This is a genomic window from Planktotalea sp. (assembly GCF_039984035.1).
Taxonomy (GTDB): domain Bacteria; phylum Pseudomonadota; class Alphaproteobacteria; order Rhodobacterales; family Rhodobacteraceae; genus Planktotalea.
Genome location: NZ_JBDWVM010000271.1, coordinates 1 through 2,285, shown reverse-complemented (window position 1 = coordinate 2,285; position 2,285 = coordinate 1). Strand labels below are relative to the sequence as shown.

Sequence of the window (2,285 nt, the reverse complement as noted above, 5' to 3'; positions counted from 1 at the left end):
TGCCACGCTAAACAGCTATGCGATTCAGCGGGATCGATTGGCGCCTGTCGGGATCGAAGGTCAATTTGAAACCTTGCAAGCGATGGCCCTGAAAGAAGCGCAGAACGCGCGTGCGGCATTTGGATCTGGTCGTATCGCTGGTGCGCTTGGACCGCTCGGCGCGAGCTATCGGCCTGATATCCACCCAAAAGCAGAAATTGCTGTGCCGCTCTATGCGGAAGTTGCGGAGGGATTCAAAGGCAAGACTGACTTGGTGATCTGCGAAACAGTTGTCTCGCTAGAGCACACCCGCTGCATTATGAAAGGTGCTGAGGCAGCAGAAGCGCCCATCTGGTGCGCGTTCTCAGTCAGTGACGAAGATGGTAGCAAATTGCGTTCTGGCGAGTCTCTTTTGGACGCTGCAAAGATCGCGAAAGACATGGGCGCAGCCGCTCTTTTAGTTAATTGCTCCGCGCCTGAGGTGATTTTGTCGGGACTGGTTGAATTGGCAAAGGTCGATTTGCCATATGGCGCTTATGCTAATGGATTCACCAAGATTTCCGACGGTTTTTTAGAAGATCGCCCAACTGTCGATGCGCTTACCTTGCGCGAAGATTTCACCCCAGCACTTTATGCTGATCACGTCATGGCATGGGTGGATCACGGGGCAACACTGGTTGGGGGCTGCTGCGAAGTGAGTCCCGCACATATCGCTGAAATTGCTCGCCGCTTGCGCGCGGCGGGACACACAATTGTTTAAGAGGGATTCGCCTGATGTCACTTCCTAAAAAAGCCCGCGTTGTCATTATTGGGGGCGGCGTCATTGGCTGCTCCGTTGCTTATCATCTTGCCAAGCTTGGCTGGAAAGATGTGGTCCTTTTGGAGCGTAAGCAACTTACGTCTGGCACGACGTGGCATGCCGCAGGTTTGATCGCGCAGCTACGTGCGACGAAGAACATGACGAAGCTCGCGAAATATTCGCAAGAGCTTTACGGTAATCTAGCGGCTGAAACGGGCGTCGAAACGGGCTTTAAACGCTGCGGTTCGATCACCGTTGCCCTGACCGACGAGCGCCTTGAAGAGATCAATCGTCAAGCGGCGATGGCGCGTTCCTTTGGTGTGGAAGCAGAATCTATTTCGCCAGAAGAAGTGAAAAAGCGCTACGAGCATCTGAATATCGATGGTGTGACTGGCGGGGTTTTTCTGCCACTCGATGGGCAAGGCGATCCTGCCAACATCGCCCATGCGCTTGCCAAAGGCGCGCGTCAGAACGGGGCGTTGGTGAAAGAGGGTTACCTTGTCACCGACATCCAGAAAGAAGGCCGCCGTGTCACTGGCGTGACGTGGAAAGATAAGAACGGTGAAACAGGTTCGATCGAAGCAGAGCATGTCGTGAACTGTGGTGGCATGTGGGGCCATAGCATCGGACGCATGGCAGGCGTGAACGTTCCGCTGCATTCGTGTGAGCATTTCTACATCGTGACGGAGGCGATTCCGGGCCTGACGCAAATGCCTGTGCTGCGCGTTCCTGATGAGTGCGCCTACTACAAGGAGGACGCAGGCAAAATGCTGCTGGGAGCGTTTGAACCAGTGTCTAAACCGTGGACTTTGGACATTCCGAAAGACTTTGAGTTCGATCAACTGCCAGAAGATTTCGATCACTTTGAACCGATCCTAGAAAACGCGGTCGAACGGATGCCAATGCTTGCCGAGGCTGGGATCCATACCTTTTTCAACGGACCTGAAAGCTTCACGCCTGATGATGCCTATCATCTCGGCCTCGCGCCGGAGCTCGATAATTTCTGGGTCGCTGCTGGTTTCAATTCTATTGGTATTCAATCCGCAGGTGGTGCTGGGTCTGCGCTGGCGCAATGGATGGATGCGGGCGACAAGCCTTTTGATTTAGGCGATGTGGACATCAATCGCATGCAGCCGTTCCAAGGTAACAAGACCTACTTGTTCGAGCGCTCCAAAGAAACGCTTGGCTTGCTTTATGCCGATCACTTTCCCTATTTGCAGAAAATGACTGCACGCGGTGTGCGTCGTACGCCATTCCATGCACAGCTTTTGGAAAAAGGCGCTGCTATGGGCGAACTGGCGGGTTGGGAGCGGGCGAATTGGTACGCGCGTGATGGTCAAAAACCTGAGTATGAATACAGCTGGCAGCGCCAAAACTTCTTTGACAACGTGCGCGATGAACATATGGCGGTGCGCGAAAATGTGGGCATGTATGATATGTCTTCCTTCGGCAAAATTCGGGTCGAAGGACGCGATGCTGAGGCCTTTATGAACTATGTCGGCGGCGG

The 2,285-nt window shown here is 53.8% G+C and carries 2 protein-coding genes; both read left to right on the top strand.

Annotation, left to right across the window (positions count from 1 at the left end; all coding sequences use genetic code 11):
• A partial coding sequence (locus tag ABJQ89_RS12325) for a homocysteine S-methyltransferase family protein (protein WP_348496529.1) occupies positions 1–739 on the top strand: 739 nt, incomplete at its 5' end.
• 14 nt (positions 740–753) lie between these two features.
• Positions 754–2,285, top strand: a 1,532-nt coding sequence (locus ABJQ89_RS12320) for an FAD-dependent oxidoreductase (protein ID WP_348496528.1), incomplete at its 3' end; no start/stop codon positions are given.